This is a genomic window from Nocardia suismassiliense (assembly GCF_900269665.1).
In the GTDB taxonomy this organism is placed as follows: domain Bacteria; phylum Actinomycetota; class Actinomycetes; order Mycobacteriales; family Mycobacteriaceae; genus Nocardia; species Nocardia suismassiliense.
Map to the genome: position 1 here is coordinate 2,830,656 of NZ_LT985361.1, position 16,757 is coordinate 2,847,412.

The 16,757-nt window shown below is 68.8% G+C and carries 17 protein-coding genes; 14 read left to right on the plus strand and 3 right to left on the minus strand.

Features of this window, described 5'->3' with window-relative positions; all coding sequences use genetic code 11:
* Positions 1 to 101: 101 nt before the first annotated feature.
* The 5 genes from bioB (at position 102) to DBO33_RS12745 (ending at position 2,971) form a co-directional block, all read left to right on the plus strand.
* On the plus strand, positions 102 to 1,115 hold the full coding sequence (bioB, locus tag DBO33_RS12725) for a biotin synthase BioB (RefSeq protein ID WP_107655215.1): 1,014 nt from the start codon (positions 102 to 104) through the stop codon (positions 1,113 to 1,115).
* A 26-nt stretch (positions 1,116 to 1,141) separates the two neighbouring features.
* Positions 1,142 to 1,351 carry a biotin synthase auxiliary protein BsaP gene (gene bsaP / locus DBO33_RS12730; protein ID WP_107655216.1) on the plus strand — a complete coding sequence of 70 codons (210 nt, stop codon included), beginning with the start codon at positions 1,142 to 1,144 and terminating at the stop codon, positions 1,349 to 1,351.
* 20 nt (positions 1,352 to 1,371) lie between these two features.
* Positions 1,372 to 2,019 (plus strand): DUF2567 domain-containing protein, encoded by a 648-nt coding sequence (locus DBO33_RS12735; protein WP_107660215.1) that lies wholly within the window; start codon positions 1,372 to 1,374, stop codon positions 2,017 to 2,019.
* 93 nt (positions 2,020 to 2,112) lie between these two features.
* Positions 2,113 to 2,646, plus strand: a complete 534-nt coding sequence (locus DBO33_RS12740) for a DUF1353 domain-containing protein (RefSeq protein WP_107660216.1) — start codon at positions 2,113 to 2,115, stop codon at positions 2,644 to 2,646.
* A 139-nt stretch (positions 2,647 to 2,785) separates the two neighbouring features.
* The gene (locus tag DBO33_RS12745; RefSeq protein WP_107655217.1) at positions 2,786 to 2,971 is read left to right on the plus strand and encodes a hypothetical protein; all 186 of its coding nucleotides are present in this window, start codon (positions 2,786 to 2,788) and stop codon (positions 2,969 to 2,971) included.
* A 68-nt stretch (positions 2,972 to 3,039) separates the two neighbouring features.
* On the opposite strand, the gene DBO33_RS12750 is transcribed toward DBO33_RS12745, so the two are convergent.
* The gene (locus DBO33_RS12750) at positions 3,040 to 3,798 is read right to left on the minus strand and encodes an NUDIX hydrolase (protein ID WP_107655218.1); all 759 of its coding nucleotides are present in this window, start codon (positions 3,796 to 3,798) and stop codon (positions 3,040 to 3,042) included.
* Positions 3,799 to 3,874: 76 nt separating this feature from the next.
* Between DBO33_RS12750 and nadA the strand changes: the two genes are divergently transcribed.
* From nadA to DBO33_RS12775, 5 genes are all read left to right on the plus strand, one after another.
* The gene (nadA, locus tag DBO33_RS12755) at positions 3,875 to 4,933 is read left to right on the plus strand and encodes a quinolinate synthase NadA (RefSeq protein WP_107660217.1); all 1,059 of its coding nucleotides are present in this window, start codon (positions 3,875 to 3,877) and stop codon (positions 4,931 to 4,933) included.
* 50 nt (positions 4,934 to 4,983) lie between these two features.
* Positions 4,984 to 6,606: an L-aspartate oxidase gene (locus DBO33_RS12760; protein WP_107655219.1), complete on the plus strand. Its 1,623-nt coding sequence runs from the start codon at positions 4,984 to 4,986 to the stop codon at positions 6,604 to 6,606.
* Between the two features lie 98 nt (positions 6,607 to 6,704).
* Entirely contained in the window at positions 6,705 to 7,565 is an 861-nt protein-coding gene (gene nadC, locus DBO33_RS12765) for a carboxylating nicotinate-nucleotide diphosphorylase (RefSeq protein WP_107655220.1), read from the plus strand.
* A 102-nt stretch (positions 7,566 to 7,667) separates the two neighbouring features.
* Positions 7,668 to 8,669, plus strand: a complete 1,002-nt coding sequence (locus DBO33_RS12770) for an alpha/beta hydrolase family protein (protein ID WP_107655221.1) — start codon at positions 7,668 to 7,670, stop codon at positions 8,667 to 8,669.
* A gap of 267 nt (positions 8,670 to 8,936) precedes the next feature.
* Positions 8,937 to 9,938 (plus strand): alpha/beta hydrolase family protein, encoded by a 1,002-nt coding sequence (locus DBO33_RS12775; RefSeq protein WP_107655222.1) that lies wholly within the window; start codon positions 8,937 to 8,939, stop codon positions 9,936 to 9,938.
* 83 nt (positions 9,939 to 10,021) lie between these two features.
* Here DBO33_RS12775 and DBO33_RS12780 read toward each other — a convergent pair whose 3' ends face one another.
* A complete protein-coding gene (locus DBO33_RS12780; RefSeq protein ID WP_107655223.1) occupies positions 10,022 to 11,200 on the minus strand; it encodes a winged helix DNA-binding domain-containing protein in 1,179 nt (392 codons plus the stop codon).
* A 23-nt stretch (positions 11,201 to 11,223) separates the two neighbouring features.
* Entirely contained in the window at positions 11,224 to 11,565 is a 342-nt protein-coding gene (locus tag DBO33_RS12785) for an ArsR/SmtB family transcription factor (protein WP_107655224.1), read from the minus strand.
* Positions 11,566 to 11,671: 106 nt separating this feature from the next.
* On the opposite strand from DBO33_RS12785, the gene DBO33_RS12790 reads away from it, so the two are divergent.
* From DBO33_RS12790 to DBO33_RS12805, 4 genes are all read left to right on the plus strand, one after another.
* The gene (locus DBO33_RS12790; protein ID WP_107655225.1) at positions 11,672 to 12,952 is read left to right on the plus strand and encodes an MFS transporter; all 1,281 of its coding nucleotides are present in this window, start codon (positions 11,672 to 11,674) and stop codon (positions 12,950 to 12,952) included.
* Entirely contained in the window at positions 12,949 to 13,938 is a 990-nt protein-coding gene (locus DBO33_RS12795) for an alpha/beta hydrolase family protein (RefSeq protein ID WP_234390808.1), read from the plus strand. Before DBO33_RS12790 ends, DBO33_RS12795 begins: the two co-directional genes overlap by 4 nt.
* A 124-nt stretch (positions 13,939 to 14,062) precedes the next feature.
* Positions 14,063 to 14,929: an arylamine N-acetyltransferase family protein gene (locus tag DBO33_RS12800; protein WP_107655226.1), complete on the plus strand. Its 867-nt coding sequence runs from the start codon at positions 14,063 to 14,065 to the stop codon at positions 14,927 to 14,929.
* Positions 14,930 to 15,000: 71 nt separating this feature from the next.
* Positions 15,001 to 16,752, plus strand: a complete 1,752-nt coding sequence (locus tag DBO33_RS12805; protein ID WP_107655227.1) for a penicillin-binding transpeptidase domain-containing protein — start codon at positions 15,001 to 15,003, stop codon at positions 16,750 to 16,752.
* The last annotated feature ends 5 nt before the right edge of the window (positions 16,753 to 16,757 follow it).

The window sequence follows — 16,757 nt, forward strand, 5'->3', positions numbered from 1 at the left end:
ATCATCCGGCCCGCAGTGTTTTGACTCACTGTCCCGGCTACCCTAGCCTGAACGCCGTTCAAGTTGCACGGCCACCTCGGCCGAACGAAGGGATTCGTGCAGTGACCCAGGCCCCCGTAGACCTCGCTATCCTGGCGCTCGCCCGCGAGCAAGTGCTCGACCGCGGCGAAGGACTGACCCAGGAACAGACCCTGGAGGTGCTCCGCCTCGGCGACGAACACCTCGAAGAATTGCTGGCCCTGGCGCACGACGTGCGGATGAAGTGGTGCGGCCCGGAGGTCGAGGTCGAGGGCATCATCAGCCTGAAGACCGGCGGCTGCCCCGAGGACTGCCACTTCTGCTCGCAGTCCGGTCTGTTCCAGTCGCCGGTGCGCGCGGCCTGGCTCGACATCCCCAGCCTGGTCGAGGCGGCCAAGCAGACCGCGAAGACCGGCGCCACCGAGTTCTGCATCGTGGCCGCCGTGCGCGGCCCGGACGAGCGGCTGATGGCGCAGGTCGCGGCCGGCGTCGAGGCGATCCGCAACGAGGTCGACATCCAGGTCGCGTGCTCGCTGGGCATGCTCACCCAGGAGCAGGTCGACCAGCTCGCGGCCATGGGCGTGCACCGCTACAACCACAACCTGGAAACCTCGCGTTCGCACTTCCCGAACGTGGTCACCACGCACACCTGGGAAGAGCGCTGGGACACGCTGCGCATGGTCCGCGAGGCCGGCATGGAGGTCTGCTGCGGCGGCATCCTCGGCATGGGCGAAACCCTGGAGCAGCGCGCGGAATTCGCGGCGAACCTGGCCGAGCTGGAGCCCGACGAGGTGCCGCTGAACTTCCTCAATCCGCGCCCCGGCACGCCGTTCGGCGACCTCGAGGTGCTGCCCGCCGCCGACGCGCTGCGCGCCGTCGCCACGTTCCGGCTCGCGTTGCCGCGCACCATCCTTCGCTTCGCGGGCGGTCGCGAGATCACCCTCGGCGACCTCGGCGCCAAGCAGGGCATCCTCGGCGGCATCAACGCCGTCATCGTCGGCAACTACCTGACCACCCTCGGCAGGCCCGCCGAGGCGGATCTCGATCTGCTCGGTGAGTTGAAGATGCCGATCAAGGCGCTCAACGAAACCCTCTGAGCGCCCCCATGAGTAATGTCTTGCCTATGGACGAGCGCTACAACCCGTTCACCGGCAAACGGATCGTGCCCGGCCTCGACGACGCCGTGCCCGCGGCCGCCGCACTGGGATTGGAGCCGCCGCGCTTCTGCGAGCAGTGCGGTCGCCGGATGGTCGTGCAGGTGAGTCCCGACGGCTGGTGGGCCAAGTGTTCCCGGCACGGCGTGATCGACGCGACCAGTCTGGAACGCCGCTAGTGCAGGCGCTGCGCAGTGGAATGCGGAACGAGGCGCGTGCGGCCGCGGTGATCGCGCTGGCCGTAGTGCTGGTCAGTGCGGTCGTCGGCGTCGGGTGGGGGCTGCTCGCGCCGACCGAGCAGCTGTTCGTGGTCGAGCCCGGCCGCGGCGCCGTCTTGACCGGCGAGAGCGTGCACCAGTTCGACGCGGTGGCGATATTCGTATGCCTGGCGGCCGTCGTCGGCCTGCTGACCGCCGTCGCCGCCTGGCGGTGGCGGGCGGCGCGCGGGCCATTGCTGCCCATCGGTCTACTGCTCGGCTCGCTCGTCGGTGCCGTGGTGATGGCGCGGCTCGGTGAACAGGTCGCCGAGTGGGCGCATCCGCGGCCCGACGATCCGCCGCTCGGACAGATCGTCGAACTGCCGACGGAGGTCGGCACCTGGCTCGCGTTGATAGTGCAGCCGCTGATCGCGTCACTGCTCGTGCTGTTCCTCGCCGCGCTGAATTCTTCGGAGGATCTGGGCAACAACACCGCCGTGCCGGCCGGATCGTTCGACCCGGCAGGCGCATTCGGGCCATACGGTGCCGCGTCGTACCCGGCGGGCGGTGTCCCGATGCCTTACCGTGGCTACGAACCGGCCCCCGAGGCCGGTTCCGGTTCGCTGCCGGAGACTCGTCCCCGCCGCTGAGCGTTGTCCGAACCGTTGCCCGCGGGACGGCATTGGCGTACCGAAAAAACCTAGAATGGTGGCATGCGCTGTGCGTTCAGAGAGGAACGAGTCGTGGCGTTCGTCGGTAGCGGGCTGGTCGTCGAGGAGATCGACGCCAAGTTCTGGCGGGTGGTCGAACCCCTCGTCTATCAAGGTGATTCCCAAGAATTCGTGATCCCGGCCGGGTTCCGCACCGACTTCGCCTCGGTGCCACGGGCTTTGGTCTGGCTCGTCCCGCGCTACGGCGCCTACACCCGCGCCGCCATCCTGCACGACTACCTGCGCGATACCCACCAGGTGAGCATCGCCGACGCCGACGGGATCTTCCGGCGCTGCCTGCGTGAGCTCGGGGTGTCGGTGCCGCGGTACTGGATGATGTGGGCCGCAGTGCGATTGGCCAGCAGGCTGCGCGGCGCGAGTTTCGGCGCGGTCGTCACCTGGGTGCTGATCGCCGTGCCGTCGGTGCTGTTCCTGGCGATCCCGGTGATCGTCGTCCAGGTGTTCCTGGTGCTGTTCTGGCTGGTGGAGTTGATCTTCTGGGGCCTGGCGCGCGTGTTCGCCCGCACCGCGACCCCGCCGCCGCAGCCGCAGATGAAGACCGCCTGAACTGTTCTCGCCGCGGTACTTCCGGCGCTTCGCTGTTCACCATGACGGGCTGCCTGGTGGGGCGGCATAAATTGAGTGGAGGCGACGTTGGGGGTGGGGGTAGCTTGTGCTGGCCCGGCTATGGAAGGGAGGTCCGGTGATGAACGAGAACAACAGGGTGGGGACAGTGTCGGATCTGCCCGCCGAGCAGGTGCGTGAGCGGGCGGATCTGGCTGCTTGGCGGCGGCGGGATGCGTTGCGGCGCAGCAGTGCTGCGCAGCCGGTGGCGAACAAGCGGCGGTATCGGCGGGGGAGTAAGCATCGCAAGGCGAGCGTCGAATCGTAGGTCTGCGCTGCGGAACTCCGTCGGTCGGCAGCTGATCGTCGAATTGTCGTTCCCGATTCACATGTCCGTCAGGTCGGCGGGCGCAGAGCGGCGAATTCGTCGGTGACGCGGATACCCGAGTCGGTGTAGCGGTAGACGGCGGCGGGGCGACCGCCCGCGCGGCCGGGAGCCCGGGTCTTGCCGGTGGGCGTGATCACCTTGCGCCGGGTCAGGACTCGTTGCAGGTTCGTCGTGTCGACGTCGTAACCCAATGCCGCACAGTAGATTTCGCGTAGCGTGGACATGGTGAAGTCGGCCGGGGCGAGCGCGAAGGCGATATTCGTGTAGGAGAGCTTCGCGGCCAGGCGGGTGCGCGCGTGCTCGACGACCGTGCCGTGGTCGAAGGACATCGTCGGCAACGCGGAGAGCGGATGCCACGCGGTGTCGTCGGGTAGCCGCGGGTCCGCCGTGAGCGGGACCAAGCCGAGATAGGCCGAGGCGATGCGACGCGGCGCGGGCACCCGATCGGGGGCGCTGAACACCGACAGTTGCTCGAGATGGGCCAGTTCGCGCACATCGACCTTCTCCGCGAGCTGACGGCGCGCGGAGGTGTCGAGGTCCTCGTCGTCGCGCAAACGGCCGCCGGGCAGCGACCAGGTGCCCTTCTGCGGGTCGAGCGCGCGCTCCCACAGCAGCACCGCCAATTCGGTCCGTTGTCCAGGTGGGCAGCGACCGATAACCCCGTTTCCGAGGGCGGCAGGGCCGGGACCTGCGGCGATGTTCGCGGGGAAGCGGCGAACCTGGAACACCGCGGTGAGCGATTCGTGGATAGTGCTACTATGGGCCACGTTTTCGATTATAAGTCGAAAACCTGGTTTGGTGCGAATCGGCGGAGGAGTCGGTCGCACGACGAAGGGAGCCATCATGGCGACGATGGGTGCGAAACTAGCGCCTCCGCTGATGGGGCAGGTGTTCGACGGGCCGTCGGGGTTCACCGGTGTCGAAGCAACCCCGGAGTGGGCGCAGGAAGTCAAGCGACTGGCCCGCGCACAGAACGCGACGATTCTCGCGCACAACTATCAGTTGCCGGAGATTCAAGACGTGGCCGATCACGTCGGCGACTCGCTGGCACTGTCGCGGATCGCCGCGGCCGCACCCGAGGACACCATCGTGTTCTGTGGCGTGCACTTCATGGCCGAGACCGCGAAGATCCTCAGCCCCGCCAAGACCGTGCTGATCCCCGATCAGCGGGCAGGCTGCTCGCTCGCGGACTCCATCTCGGCGGACGAATTGCGTTCCTGGAAAGCCGAATTCCCGAACGCGGTGGTGGTGTCGTACGTGAACACCACCGCGGAGGTGAAGGCGCTCACCGACATCTGCTGCACCTCGTCCAACGCGGTCGACGTGGTCGCCTCGATCGACCCGGAGCGCGAGGTGCTGTTCCTGCCGGATCAGTTCCTCGGCGCGCACGTCAAGCGGATCACCGGCCGGGAGAATATGCACATCTGGGCCGGCGAGTGCCACGTGCACGCTGGCATCAACGGCGACGAGCTGACCGAGCAGGCGCGCACCCACCCGGACGCGGATCTGTTCGTGCATCCCGAATGTGGTTGCGCCACTTCGGCGTTGTACCTGGCGGGCGAGGGCGCGTTCCCGGCCGACCGGGTGCACATCCTGTCCACCGGCGGCATGATCGACGCGGCCAAGCAGGTACGGGAACAGCGCGGCCAGGCGACCCAGGTGCTGGTCGCCACCGAGGTCGGCATGCTGCACCAGCTGCGTAAGGCCGCCCCCGGCGTCGACTTCCAGGCCGTGAACGACCGGGCCTCGTGCAAGTACATGAAGATGATCACCCCGGCGGCGCTGCTGCGCTGCCTGGTCGAGGGCAAGGACGAGGTGCACGTCGACCTGGAAACCGCTGCGCGCGGCCGTAACTCGGTGCAGCGCATGATCGAGATCGGCAATCCGGGCGGTGGTGAATGACGCCGCCCCCTGCCGTAACGGCGGTGGTCGGAGCGGAAAAGCACGGGTCGATGACTCCGGTGTCGATCGACTGGGAGGCCGAGGCCGATCTGGTGGTGATCGGCGGCGGCGTCGCCGGTCTCACGGCCGCGCGCACCGCCTCGCTGCGCGGGCTGCGAGTGCTCACCCTCAGCAAGGGCGGCGCCACCGATACGTCGACGCAGTACGCCCAGGGCGGGATCGCCGTCGTTGCACCGCATGGTGATTCGGTCGGATCGCATGTGCACGACACGGTCGAGGCCGGGGCCGGGCTGTGCGATGTCCAGGCCGTGCGGTCCATTGTCGAAGGCGGGCAGGCCGCGGTCGCGGCGCTGACCGATCTCGGCGCGGTCTTCGATCTCGGCCGGGACGGGCAGATTTCGCGGACCCGCGAGGGCGGGCACAGCACCCGGCGCATCATCCACGCCGGCGGCGACGCCACCGGCGCGGAGGTGCAGCGTGCGTTGAACGCGGCCGGGCTTCCGGTGTTGTTCGGCGCGGCGGCCTGCGAGATCCTCACCGGCCCTGCCGGGGTGCAGGGCGTACTCGCGGTGTCCGACAAGGGCTTCGGGGTCGTGCACGCGCCCGCGGTGCTGCTGGCGACCGGTGGGCTCGGCCAGCTGTACGCACTCAGCACCAATCCGCCGGGGGCGACCGCCGACGGTGTCGCGCTCGCGCTGTGGGCGGGCGCGGCGGTGGCGGATCTGGAATTCGTGCAGTTCCATCCGACCGTGCTGTACACGCCGGGTGGACTCGGACGGCGTCCGTTGATCAGCGAGGCGGTGCGCGGCGAGGGCGGCATTCTGGTCGACTCCGAAGGTGATTCGGTGACTGCCGGGGTTCATCCGCGCGGTGATCTGGCGCCGCGGGATGTGGTGTCGCGGGCGATTGCGGCACGGATGCGAGCCCTCGGTACCGATCACGTCTACCTCGACGCGCGGGCGATAGATGGGTTCGCGCAACGGTTTCCGACGATGACCGCGTCCTGCCTGGCCGCGGGGATCGATCCGGGCATCGACCTGATCCCGGTTGCTCCGGCGGCGCACTATCAGTGCGGTGGTGTGGTGACCGACCCCTACGGTCGAACGGCGGTCGCCGGTCTCTACGCGGCCGGCGAGGTGGCCCGCACGGGCCTGCACGGGGCGAACAGGCTGGCGTCCAACAGCTTGCTCGAAGGTCTCGTGGTCGGCGAACGAGTCGGAGCGGCCGCGGCCGAACGTCTCGGAGATCGAGTCCGAGTTACCGACATCCGTACCAGGGTGGCCGAACGTGCGGATCGTGGTGTGCTGCAGCAGTTGATGACCGAGCATGCCTCGGTGGTGCGGGACCGGGCCGGGCTGGACGAGGCGATCAAGCGCATGAAAGATGCGGTGACGCAGCGTCAAACGGTGCCTGCCGCAGTCTCGTTCGCCGCTGCTGTGGCGGGCGATACGGCGGAGCCGGTCCCGGAGCGCGCCGTAATCGCCGACCGCATAGCCGAAATCGAGGACGCTGCGCTTACCCTCACGGCGCAAACTCTGCTGCTCGCGGCGTCGGCCCGGACCGAAAGTCGCGGCTGCCATACCCGATCCGATTACCCGGAGTCCGACGACCGGCTCCGGCGCAGCAGGTCGGTGGTCCTGGACGAACAGGGGCGTCCCCAGCTCGACCGATGACATCCCGCCGTTGAGTCGAGTGGCACACAGCAGCTTTCGCCCTGTGCCGCTCGATCTCAGTGCAAAGCGTTCGCGCGTGAGTAGTAGAGGAGAGGTTGATGGGTCTGGACAGTGGGTTGGCTCGGGACGAGGTGGTCGCGCTCATCCGCACCGCGCTCGATGAGGACCTGCGCTACGGGCCGGACGTGACCACCGCGGCGACGGTGCCCGCAGACGCGGTGGTGAAGGCGTCCGTGGTGTCGCGCCAGCCGGGGACGGTGGCCGGGCTCGATGTCGGACTGCTGGTGCTGGACGAGGTGATCGGCGCAGGCGAGTACGAGGTCACCGGGCGGGTCGCCGACGGAACCCGGGTGACGCCGGGGCAGTCCGTGCTCACCGTGGTCGCCCCGACGCGCGGGCTGCTCACCGCCGAGCGCACCATGCTCAACCTGGTCTGTCACCTCTCCGGCATCGCCACCGCCACCGCCGCCTGGGTCGACGAGGTCGCGGGTACGGACTGCAAGATCCGGGACAGCCGCAAGACCCTGCCCGGGTTGCGTGCGTTGCAGAAGTACGCGGTCCGGGTCGGCGGTGGGGTGAACCACCGCATGGGTCTCGGTGATGCCGCGCTGATCAAGGACAACCACGTGGTCGCGGCGGGTTCGGTGGTCGAGGCACTGCGGGCCGTCCGCGCGCTGGCTCCCGATATCGCCTGCGAGGTGGAGGTCGACAGTCTCGAGCAGTTGGACGCGGTGCTCGCCGAGGACGTGGAACTCGTGCTGCTGGACAACTTCCCGCTGTGGCAGACGCAGGCCGCTGTGCAACGCCGCAACGCGGCCGCGCCGGCGACGAAACTGGAATCCTCCGGTGGACTCGGCCTCGAAGTGGCCGCCGACTACGCGCGGACCGGTGTCGACTACCTCGCCGTCGGTGCACTGACGCATTCGGTCCGAGTGCTCGACCTCGGCCTCGACATGTAGCGGAACGATCTCGGGCGCCGATCAACAGGCGTGTCGTCTCGTCTTTATCGCTTTACCGTTGTTACGCAACGCAATCGCGTGCGTCCGTGCCACGATGCCGGGATGAACGGCGGGTATCGCCTGCTTGCCGCGCTGCTGTCGATCGTGACAATCCTTGCGCTCTCGTCGTTCGGCGTGCCCTCGGCGGTGGCCGAACCCGACTGCGCGGGGGACGTGACGATGCGGCCGATCACTGTCGCCGTCGACGGGGAGCAGTCGCACGGGTGGGCTTACGAGCCCTATCACTGCGCGCCCGGCGATCTGGCGCCGCGCGGCCTGATCCTCGCGGTGCACGGGTTCAACGAGAAGGCCGCCGACTATCCCGACGTCATGTCCGCGATCGCGCGGCGGACCGGTGTCGCGCTGCTGACGTTGGACCAGCGCGGTGGAAACAGTGTGTGGAAGACGGGGGAGTGGAACCCGTGGGCCGGCTGGCACGACGTGGTGGCCACAGCCGAGTGGTACAAGAAGGAGCATCCGTCGGTCGGTAAAACCGTGCTGTGGGGGTGGAGCCAAGGTGGCATGACGAGCGGGTTGGCATTGGCGCACGGGCCTGCCGGGCTGTTCGACTATTGGGTCAATACCGCGGGACCCTCGAATGCCGTCGACTACTGGAATGTGGGGAACACGCTGGGTCTGCCGCAGGTGCAGCAGATCGAGCGCGACGCCGGCGGTTGCGCACCCACGGTTTGCCCGCAGGCGTATGCGGATCGCTCCACGGCGGCGCTCGCGGCGAAGATGACCGCCCAACGCGTGTTCCTGGTGCACGGCACCGCGGATCCGATTGTGCCGTACCAGCATTCGCTCGATCTGAAGGCCGCGCTCGCGGCGACGGGGCAGGCGTACTCGATGTACACGGTCGTCAGTGGTCGCGGTCCTGATGGTGCCGTGCTGCCCGGTACGCACTGGATCGGTCCGGTCTGGTTCCAAGGTGCCTGTGTGGTGGAGCGGGTTCTCACGGATCTGGAGCCGATGGACGGGGTGGCCCGCGAGTACGTCACGGATGTGTGGGCCGATGTGGATACCGCGCCCGCACCGCCGCCAGGTGCTACCTGCGCGGCGTGATCTCGTGGCCGGGAGGGCTGCGGGTACGCCACCGGGTGCGATAGGCGCGGTGTGAACCGTCGTCAGCGTCGAACCACGGCGAGCACCGCCGTGCGCGCGCGCCGTGCCCGAGACCGTTGACGCCAGGGCGTATCGGGCTGACGCCGACAGCGCACTGCCATGCTGCCGAAGTGCGCTGAAACCAGGAGTGACGTGCCCGACTCTGCACCGACGGCCATCTCGCTTGCCGTTAGCCGAACGTTTGCCCTGGTTGGGTACGATGCGGCGATGACTGCTGGCCGACGCTACCTTGCGTGGTTGTTGTCGATGGTGACCGTGTTGGCCGCATCGTGGCTCGCCGCACCATCGGCGTCCGCCGAGCCGGAGTGCGCCCGGGATGTGGCGGTCCCGTCGATCGCCGCGACCGTCGGCGGGGAACAGGCGACTGGGCGGGGCTACGCGCCGTACCGGTGTAATCCGGGTGACCTGGCCCCGCGCACCCTGATCGTCGCGGTGCACGGGTACAGCGAGACGGCGGCCTCCTATCCCGACGTGATGTCCGGGATCGCCCGGCGCACCGGTGCCGCACTGCTGACGCTGGATCAACGCGCCGAGAACAGTGTGTGGAAGCCCGGCGAGTTCAACCCGTGGGCCGGTTGGCAGGACGCGGTGACCATCACTCAGCAGTACAAGACCGAGCATCCGTCGATCGGCAAGACCGTGCTGTGGGGGTGGAGCCAAGGTGGCATGACGGCCGGGCTGGCGGTGGCGAACGGGCCCCCCGGGCTGTTCGACTACTGGGTCGATGCGTTCGCGCCGACGAACATCGTCGACTACTGGAACCTCACCAGTGCGTTCTTCCCGGCGCAGCGCGCGCAGATCGAACGCGATGCGGGTGGTTGCACGCCGCAGGTGTGCCCGCAGGCCTATACCGATCGTTCCCTGGTCGCGCTGGCGCCGAAGATCGATGCCGAGCGCACCTTCCTGATCCACGGGATCTTCGATGTCGATGTGCCGTACCAGCATTCGGTTGATCTGAAGAACGCATTGATCGCGGCGGGCAAGCCGTATTCGATGTACACGGTGGTCACCGACCGCGGCGCCGACGGCAGCATCCAGCCCGGCGTGCATGACGTCGGACCCACCTGGCGGCAAGGCATCTGCGTGGTGGAGCGGGTGGCCGAGGGGCTGGAGCCGCTGGATGGCGCGGCCCGCGACTACGTCACCAATGTGCTCGTCGGCGTCGATACCGCTCCGCCCCCGCCGCCGGGTGCCGCCTGTGCGGGGTGAGTAAGTCATACCTCCGGCGAATCATCGGAAGCTTTGCCGGCGCTGAGTTTTCGCGACAGCGCGAGGCAGGCCTGTCCTCGCCGTCAGGCGGTCAATTCCCGTTGCAGCGGGGTACGGAAACGCGGGATCGCGCGTACGTCGCCGAACCACTCGGCGGTCCGCGCGACCTCCGCCTCGATCATCGCCGTGGCGTCGGCTCCCACGTCTTCCAGTAGGCGATAGACGATTTCGCCGTCCTTGCGCTGCGCCCAGCCGCCGACGATGCGGCCGTTCCACCAAATGGACGGCCCGATATTGCCGTTGGTGTCGAACAGGGCAGGTGCGTGCGGGCCGAGGTACCAGTCGCGGGACTGCCAGCCCATCGGGGTGGGATCGAGTGCGGGCAGCAGCGACGCCCAAGGTTCCGGCGCCGCAACAGGTTCCACGTCGTCGGCGAGCAGCAAACCCGTTGTGCCGCCCAGATCGACCTCGACCACATCGAGATCGGTGAGGGCCTTGCGGACTTCGCCGACACCCCAGCCGGTCCACCATTTGAGGTCGGTGATCGGGGCCGGTCCGAAGGCGTGCAGCCACTGGCGCAGCAGTTCGGCGCGGGCCTGCTCGACGGGCATCGACGGAACACCGTGGGGCAGCCAGGATTCGATCGGTTCCCAGGTGTACTGACTGCTCGACCAACTGCCGTTCGGGCGGCCGCGCACGATGCGGCCTTCGCAGCCGAGCGTCACCAGCACCCAGGTCGTGATGTTGGTCGGCTTCGAATACGCCTTGTCCGGCGCGGTATTCACCTGCGTGCGCAGCCGGGGCACATCCTTGCTCAGCTGAATGCCGGTGGCGGCACCTCTGGCGAGCAGTGCGTCGTGGGTTTCGGCCTCGACCTCGGCGAGCCATTGCTGGACGTCACCGTCGATGACGCCGGCCTGCTCGAGGTACTTCCCGTAGGTGCGACGCTGCTTGTGCGCCAACGCATCCGCGCACGCCGCCTGCAACACCGGGACCAGCTCGATCGGCGCGACGAACATGGTGCGCCGCATGGCGAGCAGGCGCAGCAGCGTCCGGTCGTCGTACAGCGCCTGCTCGACGTGCGCCGGCGTGGCGGTGTTGCTGCGCGCGCCGACGGACAGGAACACCGTCGCCGGATCGGTCGCGTGCAACACCACCAGCGATCGGACGATCTCGGCGACCTCGTCGGTGCGGTTGGCCGCCGCGAGCCGGTGCCGTACCGCCAGCCTGGCCCGCCGCTCGGCGACATCAATCGAACGCATAGGCGAATCCTAGCGGTCGGGCGTCACTCCGCCGGTTCCCAGGCGCGGACCAGGTCGAGCAGGCCGGGGAAGCGGGCGTCGAGGTCGTCGATGCGGACCTTGCTGCGGCGCTCGAGACCGTAGCGCTGCTGTCTGGTCACGCCCGCTTCGCGCAGCACCCGGAAGTGGTGCGTGAGTGTCGATTTCGGGCGGTCGATGTCGAACCAGCCGCAGGAGCGGTCGGTGTCGGGGGACTCGGTCAGCAGCTTCTGCACCATGGTCAGCCGCAGCGGGTCGCTGAGCGCGGCGAGCACCTGGTCGAGGCGCAGGTCGGCGCGGTCCGGTTCGGGCAGACGGGTGTCGGGGACAGTGCTGGCCGGTGGCATCGGGTCTCCTGGGGTCGTCGCGCCCTGTACGTATTTTATCGTACTAGATGCTAAGTTCGACCGCGATCGTATCGGTACGAGAAAAGTCGAACTAGTGGAGGTTGGCATGGCGACGCTCACGACGCACCGACAGTCGGTGCCTGCGAAGAACGGCCTGGTGTGGTTAGCGGCGTGGCCGGTCATGGCGGTGTTCGTGCTGTCGAACGCCGCGACGCCGCTGTATGTGGTGTGGCAGCGCGAACTCGGCTTCTCGGCCGGCACGCTGACCGCGATCTTTGCCAGCTATATCGCCGGACTGCTCGGCGCGCTGCTGGTCGCCGGGGTGGTGTCGGACCGGATCGGCCGCAAGCCGGTGCTGCTGCCCGCGATCGTGCTGGCGATGGTGGCGTGCGTGCTGTTCGCGACTGCGAGTTCGGTTGCGGTGCTTGCCGTTGCGCGGCTGCTCACCGGTATTGCGGTGGGTGCGGCGGTGTCCGCCGGGATGGCGGCGGTGACCGATGTGGGCGGGTCTGGGCGCAAACGCACTGCGGCGCTGGCCGCTTCGTCGGCGATGGTGTTGGGTGCCGGGCTCGGGCCGCTGCTCGCCGGTGTCTTGTCGGAGACCGTGCCCGGCCCGACGGTGACCATCTTCGTGGTCGAGATCGCGCTGCTCGCTTCGGCTTTCGTGGTGGTTGCCCGGCTCGAGCTGCCGAAGGGTGCGGGTGGGCGCGGTCCGTGGCTGCGCATTCCCGCCGTGGCACCGGGTGGACGGACGGCGGTGCTGCTCGGCATCGCGGTGTTCGCGCCGGGGATCACGGCGACCTCTTTCGTGCTCTCGCTGGGACCGTCGCTGCTCGCGCACCTGCTCGGCGCCACCAACCGGGTCATTGCCGGCGGGCTCGCCTTCGTGATGTTCCTGGGCGCCACCGGCATTCAGTTCGCCGCGCGCCGCTGGCCGGTGCGCACGATCCTGCTCGGCGGCGCCGTCGCCACAACGGCGAGCATGCTGACGCTGATCCTCTCGCTGCGGTTGTCGTCGCTCGGACTGTTCGCAGCGGCTGCGGTCCTGGCCGGAATCGGGCAGGGATTGGGTCAATTCGGTGGTCTCACCGCGATCAGCACGAGCGTGCCCGCCGATCGGCTCGCGGAGGCGAACGCCGCGCAGAATGTCGGCGGATACCTACCCGCCGCCGCACTGCCGTTGACCGCCGGGTTCCTCAGTGACGCAATCGGTCTGACCGGCGGTGCGACGGTGTTCGGGATGGTGGTGGGAGCGGCGGCGGTCGGGGGCGGCGCCATTGTCGCGTTCCGGTCCGGGCCGGATCGCCTCGGATCGAGTGACGGTCGAGGTTCGGTCCGGCCGCGTACGCGGGCACCGTACCGATGGCGTGCCATTATTCGAGGATGAGGCGCGGATACGTACTGGTGGCGGTGGGTGCCCTGTTGGCTGCATGCGCGATGACCAGCGCGTCGGTGGCGGCCGAACCGGCATGTGCGACGGAGGTCGCGGTGCGCTCGGTGACGTTGACCGTCGACGGTGAGGAGGCGACGGGGCTGGTCTACGAGCCGTACCGCTGTGCACCGGGTGATCTTCCGCCGTCGGATCTGGTCGTCGCGGTGCACGGGCACGACGGAGCCGCCAGTGACTACGCGGGTTATCTGACGTCGATCTCCCGGCGGACCGGCACCCCGGTGCTGTCGATGGATCTGCGCTCGGCGAGCAGTACCTGGCGCACCGGTGAGTGGAACCTGTGGGCAGGCTGGCGCGACATCGTCGCCGCGACCCAGTGGTACCGGGACGAGCATCGTTCCATCACGCGCACGGTCCTGTGGGGCTGGAGCCAGGGCGGCATCATGAGCGGGCTCGCCGCTGCGCACGGACCGCGCGGGCTGTTCGACTACTGGGTCGACAATTACGGTCCCGCAGACGATTTCACGATGTGGCTCGGCGCGTCGGTGGTCGACCCCGACCTGCCCGCGCAGATCGAACGCGACGCGGGCGGCTGCACGCCGATCGTGTGCCCGCAGGCCTACGTCGAACGTTCGCCCGCGCTGCTGGCCGGCCGGATGGACGTCAAGCGCGCGTTCTTGATCCACGGCACCGGCGACGACGTGGTGCCCTACCCGACCACGCTGGAGATGCGAGCCGGGCTGCTCGCCGCGGGCAAACCGACCTCGATGTACACCATCGTCACCGGCCGCGACCTGAACGGCGCCGTCGTTCCCGGTGATCACAGCGTCGGCCCGGCCTTCTTCGAGGGTGGCTGTGTCGTGGAGCGGCTGCTCCTCGGTGCCGAACCCGTGGACGGTCCGGACCGCGACTACCTGGTCGACGTCGCACACGGCATCGCGACCGGCCCTGCCGCACCACCGAATGCCAAGTGCGCCGCCTGATCCGGACCGAACGGCACAGCAGCAACCATGGCGGAGCCCACACTCGCCGATTCGCACCACGGGGAACAGGATCGTGACCGGTCACGGTTGTGCCTGGCAACACCGACGAGGAAGTGAGGCCACGATGAGCGAACCGACGGACCCGGCATACCACTGGAACGGCGCGGACCTGGACCTGGACGGGTACCTGGCGCGCATCGGGTTCGACGGCGAACGCGCACCGACCCTCGACACGCTGCGCAAGCTGGTGCACGCGCACACCACCTCGATCCCCTTCGAGAACCTGGAGATCATCCTCGGCCGCACCATCCCGCTCGACCTGAAATCGTTGCAGGACAAGCTGGTTCGGCAACGCCGCGGCGGCTACTGCTACGAGCATGTCGGCTTGTTCGCGGCCGCGCTGGAACGACTCGGCTTCGGCATCACCGCTCTGCACGCACGGGTGACGATGGGGGCGACGGAGGGCCTGCGCCCAGCGACGCACGCCCTGCTGCGGGTGACCACCAGCGACGACGACCGAGTGTGGTTGTGCGACGTCGGATTCGGTGCTGGCCCGCTCGCGCCGATCGAATTGTCCACGGAGGTAGGTGAATTCACGGCGGGCGACTGGCGGTTCCGACTGGAACTCACCCGCGGCGAGCTGGACAGCGACCTGTGGGTGCTGCACCAGTTCGACAAGGACGGGTGGCACGACCGCTACACGTTCGCGATGACACCGCAGTACCGCATCGATTTCGCGGTCGGTAACCACTTCGTTTCGACGTCGCCGCGTTCACCGTTCACCACCCGCCCCTACGCGCAGCGGTTCCTCCCCGACGTGCACCGCGTCGTCGACGGCACCACGGTGACCACCGAGCGGCCGGACGGCACCAGCGAAACGCGGCAGATCGAGGCGACCGAGCTGCCGAAGATTCTGGCGGAAGAGTTCGATATCGAGCTCACCGAGGACGATGCCGCCGCCCTCGTCGCGGGGGACTGGCGCACGGCCTGATCAGGCACGCGAGCGCCGTTCCCGGCGCAGCCTCTGCCTCCTCGACGCGGTCGGCGGTTACAGTCGGCGGGGTGCGTACCCACCGGAAGTCCCTCGTCCTGTTCGCCGCACCCGCGCTCGTGCTCGCCGCCTGCTCGTCCGGCCCGGACCAGCCCGACACCGTCGCAGGCCAGTTCGCCGACGCGCTGAACCGCGACGACGTGGCGGCCGCCGCAGGCCTCACCGATGATCCGGCGAAGGCCTCCGACGCCCTCGGCAAGCTCTACGCCGGCCTCGGCAAAGAGGTGCGTTTCGACGTCCGCTCGATCGACAAGAACACCTTCACGCTGGCCGCCACCTGGAAGCTCGGCAAGGACGGCGCGGCCGAGTGGACCTACACCACCACCGGCACCGCGGACGAGGGCGGCGACGGGTGGAAGGTCAAGTGGAACCCGGACACGGTCGCGCCCGGCCTGGCGACGGGCCCGCTGAGTTACAGCCCGGTCTATCCGAAGCCCGCACGCGTCCTCGACGCGAGCGGCGGCGAGTTGATGACCCAGCAGGTGGTCACACTGGTGAACGTGAGCCCCGGCGCCGATACCGCCGCGCTCGCCGCGCTGCTGACCCCGATCGCGCCCGACATCACCGCGCAGTCGCTGCAAGCGGAACTCGCTGCGGCGCAGGGTAAACCGATCACCGCGATCAGCCTGCGCGACGCCGACATCGCGCCGATCCAGCCGCAGCTCGCCGCCGTGCCAGGCGTCACGCTCGCGCCGCAGACCCGCCTGCTCACCACCGACAAGTCGCTGGCCTCGCCCGCCCTGTCAGGCCTTGCCGAGCTGTGGCAGCAGAACGCCGACGCGAACGCGGGCTGGGCGGTGCGCGCGCAGACCGGCGAGGGCACCCAGCGGGTCGGCGGCCAGGATCCGAAGCCGACCGTCGATATCGCCTCCACCTTGAACATCGACCTGCAACAGGCGGCCGAGGCGGCGCTGGCGCCGATTACCCAGCCCGCAGCGATCGTCGCGTTGCAACCCTCGACCGGCAATGTGGTCGCGGTCGCGCAGAACGAGGCCGCCGACGCGCAGGGTCCGATCGCGCTCACCGGCCTGTACCCGCCCGGTTCGACCTTCAAGACAGTCACCGTCTCGGCCGCACTGCAAGCGGATACGGTCACCCCGGACACTGTGCTGCCCTGTCCGGGCGAGGCGAACATCGAGGGTCGCAAGATCCCCAACGACAACAATTTCGACCTGGGACAGGTGCCGCTACATACCGCGTTCGCGCGTTCCTGCAACACCACCATGGGCTCGCTCGCGGTGAAACTGCCCGCCGACGCGTTGACGAATGCAGCGGCACAGCTCGGGCTCGGCATCGACTACGTCACACCCGGGCTGACCACCGTGACCGGCAAGGTGCCGCCCGCGGACACCCCGGCGCTGCGGGTCGAGTCAGCTATCGGTCAGGGAAAGGTGACCGCTACGCCGTTCGGCATGGCGCTGGTCGCCGCGTCCATCGCGCGCGGCTCGGTGCCCGCGCCCGCCATCGTGCAGGGCAAGCCCGGCACGCCGGACAAGACGCCGGCCGCGCTGCCTGCCAGCGTTGCCGAGCAGGTCAAAGCCATGATGCGGGAGACGATCACGGCAGGCACCGCGACCCAGCTGCGCGATATTCCAGGCTTGCTCGGCAAAACCGGCACCGCGGAGTACATCGACGACCAGCACGCGCACGGCTGGTTCGTCGGCATCGCCGATGACCTGGCATTTGCTGTATTCGTGAACGACGCGAACAGCTCCGGACCCGCGGTGGACGCGGCCGGGCGGATGCTGCGGGCGGCGCGCTAGCCCCG

What these genes read in the sequence shown, in the direction of transcription:
- DBO33_RS12735 (WP_107660215.1), top strand. Translation starts at nt 1,372, where the DNA reads ATGCGGAACGAGGCGCGTGCGGCCGCGGTGATCGCGCTGGCCGTAGTG.
- DBO33_RS12770 (WP_107655221.1), top strand. Translation starts at nt 7,668, where the DNA reads ATGAACGGCGGGTATCGCCTGCTTGCCGCGCTGCTGTCGATCGTGACA.
- DBO33_RS12745 (WP_107655217.1), top strand. Translation starts at nt 2,786, where the DNA reads ATGAACGAGAACAACAGGGTGGGGACAGTGTCGGATCTGCCCGCCGAG.
- bsaP (WP_107655216.1), top strand. Translation starts at nt 1,142, where the DNA reads ATGGACGAGCGCTACAACCCGTTCACCGGCAAACGGATCGTGCCCGGC.
- DBO33_RS12790 (WP_107655225.1), top strand. Translation starts at nt 11,672, where the DNA reads ATGGCGACGCTCACGACGCACCGACAGTCGGTGCCTGCGAAGAACGGC.
- DBO33_RS12785 (WP_107655224.1), bottom strand. Translation starts at nt 11,565, where the DNA reads ATGCCACCGGCCAGCACTGTCCCCGACACCCGTCTGCCCGAACCGGAC.
- DBO33_RS12795 (WP_234390808.1), top strand. Translation starts at nt 12,949, where the DNA reads ATGAGGCGCGGATACGTACTGGTGGCGGTGGGTGCCCTGTTGGCTGCA.
- nadC (WP_107655220.1), top strand. Translation starts at nt 6,705, where the DNA reads ATGGGTCTGGACAGTGGGTTGGCTCGGGACGAGGTGGTCGCGCTCATC.
- nadA (WP_107660217.1), top strand. Translation starts at nt 3,875, where the DNA reads ATGGCGACGATGGGTGCGAAACTAGCGCCTCCGCTGATGGGGCAGGTG.
- DBO33_RS12780 (WP_107655223.1), bottom strand. Translation starts at nt 11,200, where the DNA reads ATGCGTTCGATTGATGTCGCCGAGCGGCGGGCCAGGCTGGCGGTACGG.
- DBO33_RS12775 (WP_107655222.1), top strand. Translation starts at nt 8,937, where the DNA reads ATGACTGCTGGCCGACGCTACCTTGCGTGGTTGTTGTCGATGGTGACC.
- DBO33_RS12760 (WP_107655219.1), top strand. Translation starts at nt 4,984, where the DNA reads ATGACTCCGGTGTCGATCGACTGGGAGGCCGAGGCCGATCTGGTGGTG.
- DBO33_RS12800 (WP_107655226.1), top strand. Translation starts at nt 14,063, where the DNA reads ATGAGCGAACCGACGGACCCGGCATACCACTGGAACGGCGCGGACCTG.